Source organism: Streptomyces sp. sk2.1, from assembly GCF_008120935.1.
In the GTDB taxonomy this organism is placed as follows: Bacteria; Actinomycetota; Actinomycetes; order Streptomycetales; family Streptomycetaceae; genus Streptomyces.
Genome location: NZ_RDBO01000083.1, coordinates 7,465 through 14,093, shown reverse-complemented (window position 1 = coordinate 14,093; position 6,629 = coordinate 7,465). Strand labels below are relative to the sequence as shown.

The window sequence follows — 6,629 nt, the reverse complement described above, 5'->3', positions numbered from 1 at the left end:
GCTCAGCTCAGCACGTCGCGTCGTCTCAGCGCGCCCAGGCCCGCCCCGGTCAGCACCACCGCGACGGCGGTGAGCGCGAACACCGGGCCCCACTCCATCCCGTTCTGTTCCGCCCCACTCCATCCCGTTCCGGTTCAGGATTCAGGAGGGGGTGACCAGGCGGGCCTCGTACGCGAAGACGGCCGCCTGGGTGCGGTCGCGCAGGCCCAGTTTCACCAGGATGCGGCTGACGTGCGTCTTGATGGTGGACTCGGCGACCACCAGGTGCGAGGCGATCTCGGCGTTGGACCGGCCCTGCGCGATGAGCACCAGCACTTCCGTCTCGCGCTCGGTGAGGTCGCCGATCCGGGCGAGGGCGGGCGGACGCGGGCTCTCCGCGATCTTCGAGAACTCGTTGATCAGCCGCTTGGTGACGGTCGGGGCGAGCAGCGCCTCACCGGCGGCCACCACCCGCACCCCGTCGGCGAGCTGACGGGCGGAGGCGTCCTTGAGGAGGAAGCCGGACGCCCCGGCGCGCAGCGCCTGGTACACGTACTCGTCGAGGTCGAAGGTGGTCAGCACCAGCACCTTGGCGTCCGCGTCGGCGGCCACGATCTCGCGGGTGGCCTCGATGCCGTTGAGCTCCGGCATGCGGATGTCCATCAGGACCACGTCGGGGCGCAGGGCCGCGACCTGCGCGATGGCCTGCCTGCCGTCGACGGCCTCGCCGACGACCTCGATGCCCGGCATGGCGTTGAGCAGCACCGAGAAGCCCTCGCGGACCATCATCTGGTCGTCGACGATCAGCACCCGGATGGGCGGGACGGTGGGGATGCTCATGCGTGTTCCGCCTGTCCTGTCCGCCCCGTGTGTTCCGTACGCTCCGGGTCCTTCGTGAGCTTCGTCCTCCCGGACCCGGCCCCGGACTCGTGCGTCCCGTCCTGCTCCCGATTCCGATCCTGCTCCCGGTCCCGGTCCCGGGGGTCGGCGGGCTGCACGGGGATGAACGCGGTGATCTCGTAACCGCCCTCCGCCGTGGTCTCGGCCGTCATGGCGCCGTCCAGCATCGCGACCCGCTCCCGCATCCCCGTGATGCCGTGTCCGGCGCCCGGCGAGGGCTTCACCGGACCGGTCGGCGGCCCGTTGACGATCCGCAGGCCGAGCCCGCCCAGCACGTAGCTGATCTCCACCCCGGCGGTGGCGCCCGGCGCGTGCCGCAGCGTGTTGCTGAGGGCCTCCTGGATGATCCGGTACGCCGACAGCTCGACGCCCTGCGGCAGCTCCCGTACCGCGCCGGTCACCGTCTTCTCCGTCTCCAGCCCCGCCTCGCGCACGTTGGCGAGGAGCCCGTCGAGCTGGGCGAGGGTGGGCTGCGGTGCCTCCGGCGCCTGGTAGTCCTCGGCCCGTACGACACCGAGGACCCGTCGCAGTTCGGTGAGGGCGGCGACGGCGTTCTCCCGGATCGTGACGAACGCCTGCTCCAGCTCGGGCGGCGGGTTCTCCACCCGGTACGGGGCGGCCTCGGCCTGGATCGCGACGACCGACATGTGGTGCGCGACCACGTCGTGCAGCTCGCGGGCGATGGTGGTGCGCTCCTCCAGCAACGTGCGCCGGTCGCGTTCGACGGCGGTCACGGTGCGCTGCACGGTCACCTCGCGCTCGGCGTCGCGCCGGATCTGCACCATGGCGACCACGAGCAGGGCGAACGCGGAGACCACGGCCATGCCCACGGTGCTCGACGTGGAGTGCCCGGCCAGGTTGTCCATGAACGTGCCGAGGAGCGCGGTGAGGACCCACATCCAGGCGGCGGTGCGCGGCCGGGTCCTGGCCGCGACGACGATCAGCACGACCAGGTGCCCGAAGAAGGTGCTCGCCCCCCACGGCCATCCCTGGTCGCCGAGTATCGCGGTCGCCGGGGTCGTCAGGAACGACATCCAGAACGCGCCGACCGGCCTGACCAGCGTCATCGCGACGCAGACGGCCGGAACCATCGAGATCATCTCCTCGATGGGGTGGCCCGACCCGGCGACCCCCAGCAGGAAGGCCATGACCGCGGTCAGCAGCACCACCGCGTGCGGTGCCCACACCGCGCGCGGCCGCATCCGCTCCGGCAGCAGCCGGACCATCGGCCCGCCGGTCCGCAGCGGCGGCATCGGGCGGTAGGCGAACGCATCGTGGAAAAGGGCCTGCCGGAGGCCGCTCATCGCCCCCGCGGCCATCCGGTACTCCGGGCTTCTGCTCTTGGTCTCGGTCACGTCACCACGGTAGGTGGCGGCCTCGGGCCCGGTCGTCAGCAGTGATACGGATTCCGCGCCGTCCGTCGCAAGTACTACACGCTCCTCCGCGCCGCCCTGCCACGCCGACCTGTCACGCCGTCCCACCACCCCGCCGTGCGCACCGTCGTGCCGCGCCGCCCTGCCCGTACGCCCCCGCTCACCAGGCCAGCTGCGCGAGCTCCTCCGCCACGACCGCGCACGCGTCCGCCGCCGGGTCGATGAGGGGGAAGTGGCCGACGTCGGACAGCAGGGTCAGCCCCACCGTCTCGCCCGCCCTCGCCGCCGCGTCGACGAACGCCTCCGCGACCGCCTGCGGCACGTCCAGGTCGGCGGTGCCCTGCACCACGGTGGTCGCGATGCCGGTGGGCAGCAGCACGGCCGGGTCGACGAGTGGCGCCCGCTCCTCGTGGTCCTCCATGCGGCCGAGGAGCTGGCCGACCGCCCCCGAGCACACGTCCAGCCGCATGGCGGCGGCGAAGTCGGCGATCGGCGCGAGGGCCACGACGCCCCGCAGCCGTGGCGGCGCGGGCAGCCGCCACGGCGAACCCCCGGGCAGTACGTGGCGGGCGGCGGCCCACAGGGCCAGGTGCCCGCCGGCGGAGTGCCCGGTGAGGACCATCCGCCGGACGTCGGCCTCCGGGAGTTCCCGGGCCAGCAGTCCGGGCAGCGCGTCCATCGCGGCGGCGACGTCGTCGAAGGTGTCCGGCCAGCGGCCCGCGACCCGGTCGTCCCCCTCCTGCCCCGGTATCCCGCCGCCGCGCCGGTACTCGACGCTGGCCACGGCGAACCCCCGCCGGGCCAGGAAGTCCGCGAACGGCGACACGTGCTGCCGGTCGTACGGCGCCCGCCACGCCCCGCCGTGCAGGACGACCACGACCGGCGCACCGGCCCGGCCGTCGCGCGGGGCGTAGAAGTCGATCAGCTGATCGGGGTGGTCCCCGTAGGCGGCGGAGGCGTCGGGGGCGACGGCCGGATGCGAGAAGGCCGACTCGATCTCGGCCGCCTCCCGGCCACGCGCGGCGGAAACGGCGGAAACGCCGGAAACTTCGGAAGCGCCGGAAGCGCCGGAAGCAGAAACAGAAGCAGTATCCGAAGCAGCGGAGGCGGCAGAAACGGCAGAATCCGACATGGTGCTCCAACCGTCCGTCCTGTGCTCGGGCCCGGACCGGCCCGGGGCCCGACTGGCCTGATCTGCGGGGACGGTACCAGCACGGCCGGCCCCCGTCCCGGCCGAGGAGCCACAGGTGCCACGGGAGCCGCAGCGGGAAGAGCCCCGGCAGCCACGACAGGAACAGCCGCGGGAACCACGGCGGAAAGAGCCGCGGGAAAAGCACGGGGCGGGGCCCGGGAACCGCCTCGGCCCCCGGCCCCCGCCCCGTTCGAGAGACCTCAGTCCTTCCCCGCCGGTGCCTCGCCCAGTACCTCGCCCAGCACCCGCGCCGCCCGCGCCACGTCCGCGAACCCGACGTACAGCGGCGTGAACCCGAACCGCAGCACGTCCGGCCGGCGCAGGTCGCCGACGACGCCCCGGGTGATGAGCGCGCTCATCACCCGTTCCGCGTCCGCGCAGCGCAGCGCGACCTGGCTGCCGCGTTCGGCGTGCGCGGCCGGGGTGACCGAGGTGACCCGGCCCTCCGGCACGTACGCGGCGACGCACTCCAGGAAGAAGTCCGTCAGCGCCAGGGACTTGGCCCGCACCTCGCCGATCGACACCCCGTCCCACACGTCCAGCGACGCCTCCAGCGCCAGCATGGACAGGATGTCGGGGGTGCCGACCCGGCCCCGTACGGCGCCGTCCGCCGGGGTGTGGTCGGGGGTCATGCCGAACGGGTCGGCGTGCGACGTCCACCCCGGCAGGGGCGAGTCGAAGACCCCCTGGTGGCGTTCGGCGATGTACAGGTAGGCGGGCGAACCCGGGCCGCCGTTCAGGTACTTGTACGTGCAGCCGACCGCCAGGTCCACGCCGTGCTCGTCGAGGCCCACGGGCAGGGCGCCCGCGCTGTGGCACAGGTCCCAGACCGCGACGGCGCCCGCCCCGCGCACGGCGGCGGTGAGCCCGGGCAGGTCGTGGAGCCTGCCGGTGCGGTAGTCGACGTGGTTGAGCAGCACGGCCGCGGTACGGGGGCCCAGCGCGCCGGGCACCTCGGCGGGGGCGACCGGGACGATCCGGTGGCCGGTCATCCGGGCCGCGGACCCGGCGATGTACCCGTCCGTCGGGAACGTCGTCGCGTCGACCAGGATCTCGTCGCGCCCCTCCGGCGCCAGCCGGGTCGCGGCGACGACGGCCTTGAAGACGTTCACGCTGGTGGAGTCGCCGACGACGATCTGTCCGGCGGCGGCCCCGACCAGCGGGGCGATCCGGTCGCCGATCCGTTCCGGCGCGGTCCACCAGCCGCTCTCGTCCCAGGACCGGATGCGCAGCTCGCCCCACTCGCGGGTGAGGACCTCCTGTATCCGGGCGGGCACGTGCGCGGGCAGCGCGCCGAGCGAGTTGCCGTCGAGGTAGACGGTGTCGTCGAGGGCGAACAGCTTCCGCCGTTCCGCGAGCGGGTCGGCGGCGTCGAGCTCCGCGGCTCGCGCGTCGAGCTCCGCGGCTCGCGCGTCGAGCTCCGTGGCATGTGCGCCGGGGCCCTCGGACGTGGTCGTGAAGGTCTCAGACATGGCTGCGCGCCGTCCACAGCTCGGGGAAGACGTTCTTCGTGGCCCGCTTCTCCAGCCAGGCGACCCCGGCGGAACCGCCGGTGCCGGTCTTCGAGCCCATCGCGCGCCGGGTGGCGACGAGGTGGTCGTTGCGCCAGCGCCAGACCAGTTCGCCGACGTCGGTGAGCGCCTCGCCGAGCCGGACCAGGTCCTCGTGCCGGTCGGGGTCGGCGTATATCTCCGCCCAGACGGCCTCGACCTCGGGGGACGGCTCGTACTTCTGCGTCAGGTCCCGGCCGAGGACGGACTGCGGCACGGCGTAGCCGCGCCGGGCGAGCAGGGCGAGCGTCTCGTCGTACAGCCCGGGCTCGGCGAGCGCCTTCTCCAGCTCGGCGTGGACGCGGGGCGCGCCCCGGTGCGGCACGAGCATGGACGCGGACTTGTCGCCGAGCAGGAACTCCATCCGCCGGTACATCGCCGACTGGAAACCGGAACCCTCGCCGAGGGCGGACCGGTAGGAGTTGAACTGGGCGGGGGTGAGCTGGGAGAGCGGGTTCCAGGAGGCGTTGAGCGCCTCCAGTTCGCGCACCGACCGCTTGAGCGCGTCGCGCGCGACGGTCAGCCGGTCCCCGCGCAGGGCGTGCGCGGCGGTTTCCCACTCGTGGACGATGACGGTGAACCACAGCTCCATGACCTGGGTGGTGACCAGGAAGACCATCTCGCCCGGATCGTCGGAGAGAGGGTGCTGGAGGTGGGTCAGGACGTCCGCCTGGACGTAGTCCTCGTACGGGGTCGTTCCCGCGAAGTCGAGGTGCGGGGTCTGCGCACCGGTGGCTTCGGGGTCGGGGTGGATCGTCGACATTTCTGTCTCCTCGACACAAGCTTCCGGGTAGCGGTCCGCCCCTTCCGTGAGGTGATGGAGCTCCGGTCCCCTGCTCGCATACTAAACGGAGCCCGAAAAACACGCGGACCCCGCGGACGCGCCCCTTCCGGGGGCACGTCGCGGGGTCCGGACCGTCCAGGTACGTACGGGTACGTCCTCGGGCGAACACGTCCTCGGCGGATCCGGCCTTCCGGGGCCCCGACGGGTCCGGTCGGCCGAAGCCTCGGCGGGCTCGGTCAGCCGAGGGTCTCGGCGGCGGTCGGCGAGGAGTCGCGCAGGAACGTCGAGCAGCGCTCGTACTCGTCCTGCTCGCCGATCTCCCGGGCGGCCCGCGCCAGGGCGTGCAGGGCGCGCAGGAAGCCGCGGTTCGGCTCGTGCTCGAACGGCACGGGGCCGTGGCCCTTCCAGCCGGCCCTGCGCAGCGCGTCGAGGCCGCGGTGGTAGCCGGTACGGGCGTAGGCGTACGACTCGACGACGCGACCGCCCTCGAACGCCTCGTCGGCGAGCTGTGCCCAGGCCAGGGAGGAGGTCGGGTACTTCGCGGCGACGTCGGCGGGGGCCGTGCCGTTCGCGAGCAGCTCGCGCGGCTCCGGGTCGTCGGGCAGGTGGGTCGGGGGCGGGCCCCCGAGCAGATTCTCGTGGATCGACATGGGTTCAAGTGTGCCTGGCGCATGTGCGCCGGGGGTAGCCGGGCAACGCGCCCGAGCCACCGCCCGTACCACCGCCCGTGCCGGTGGTACGGGCCCGGCGGCGGCCCGGCCGCACCGATCGTTCCCGCCCCCGACCCACCTGCCCGACGACCCGGAGCCGCGCGAGCTGCTCGCGAACGGCACGGCCCCCGCCGACGTCGC

6 protein-coding genes and 1 pseudogene are annotated in these 6,629 nt (G+C 73.6%); 1 reads left to right on the top strand and 6 read right to left on the bottom strand.

The annotated features are described in order from the left end of the window. Positions 1 to 141 precede the first annotated feature (141 nt). The 6 genes from EAO76_RS36950 to EAO76_RS36925 all read right to left on the bottom strand — a co-directional run bounded on the left by EAO76_RS36950 (position 142) and on the right by EAO76_RS36925 (position 6,428). Positions 142 to 819: a response regulator transcription factor gene (locus EAO76_RS36950; RefSeq protein ID WP_148840608.1), complete on the bottom strand. Its 678-nt coding sequence runs from the start codon at positions 817 to 819 to the stop codon at positions 142 to 144. Then, positions 816 to 2,183, bottom strand: a complete 1,368-nt coding sequence (locus EAO76_RS36945; RefSeq protein WP_148840836.1) for a sensor histidine kinase — start codon at positions 2,181 to 2,183, stop codon at positions 816 to 818. The genes EAO76_RS36950 and EAO76_RS36945 overlap by 4 nt, the downstream gene beginning before the upstream one ends. Positions 2,184 to 2,412: 229 nt before the next feature. Beyond that, a complete protein-coding gene (locus EAO76_RS36940) occupies positions 2,413 to 3,384 on the bottom strand; it encodes a S9 family peptidase (RefSeq protein WP_148840607.1) in 972 nt (323 codons plus the stop codon). A 260-nt stretch (positions 3,385 to 3,644) separates the two neighbouring features. Continuing rightward, positions 3,645 to 4,916, bottom strand: a complete 1,272-nt coding sequence (kynU, locus tag EAO76_RS36935; RefSeq protein ID WP_148840606.1) for a kynureninase — start codon at positions 4,914 to 4,916, stop codon at positions 3,645 to 3,647. Beyond that, the gene (locus EAO76_RS36930) at positions 4,909 to 5,757 is read right to left on the bottom strand and encodes a tryptophan 2,3-dioxygenase family protein (protein ID WP_148840605.1); all 849 of its coding nucleotides are present in this window, start codon (positions 5,755 to 5,757) and stop codon (positions 4,909 to 4,911) included. Before EAO76_RS36930 ends, kynU begins: the two co-directional genes overlap by 8 nt. A 257-nt stretch (positions 5,758 to 6,014) precedes the next feature. Beyond that, on the bottom strand, positions 6,015 to 6,428 hold the full coding sequence (locus tag EAO76_RS36925) for a DUF3151 domain-containing protein (RefSeq protein ID WP_148840604.1): 414 nt from the start codon (positions 6,426 to 6,428) through the stop codon (positions 6,015 to 6,017). A gap of 10 nt (positions 6,429 to 6,438) precedes the next feature. Between EAO76_RS36925 and EAO76_RS46895 the strand changes: the two are divergent. Next, positions 6,439 to 6,629 (top strand): annotated as a pseudogene (locus EAO76_RS46895) (hypothetical protein); the annotation flags it as partial.

Excerpts from the sequence above, each read along its gene's own strand:
- EAO76_RS36950 (WP_148840608.1), bottom strand. The coding sequence starts at position 819 with ATGAGCATCCCCACCGTCCCGCCCATCCGGGTGCTGATCGTCGACGAC.
- EAO76_RS36930 (WP_148840605.1), bottom strand. The coding sequence starts at position 5,757 with ATGTCGACGATCCACCCCGACCCCGAAGCCACCGGTGCGCAGACCCCG.
- kynU (WP_148840606.1), bottom strand. The coding sequence starts at position 4,916 with ATGTCTGAGACCTTCACGACCACGTCCGAGGGCCCCGGCGCACATGCC.
- EAO76_RS36940 (WP_148840607.1), bottom strand. The coding sequence starts at position 3,384 with ATGTCGGATTCTGCCGTTTCTGCCGCCTCCGCTGCTTCGGATACTGCT.
- EAO76_RS36925 (WP_148840604.1), bottom strand. The coding sequence starts at position 6,428 with ATGTCGATCCACGAGAATCTGCTCGGGGGCCCGCCCCCGACCCACCTG.
- EAO76_RS36945 (WP_148840836.1), bottom strand. The coding sequence starts at position 2,183 with ATGAGCGGCCTCCGGCAGGCCCTTTTCCACGATGCGTTCGCCTACCGC.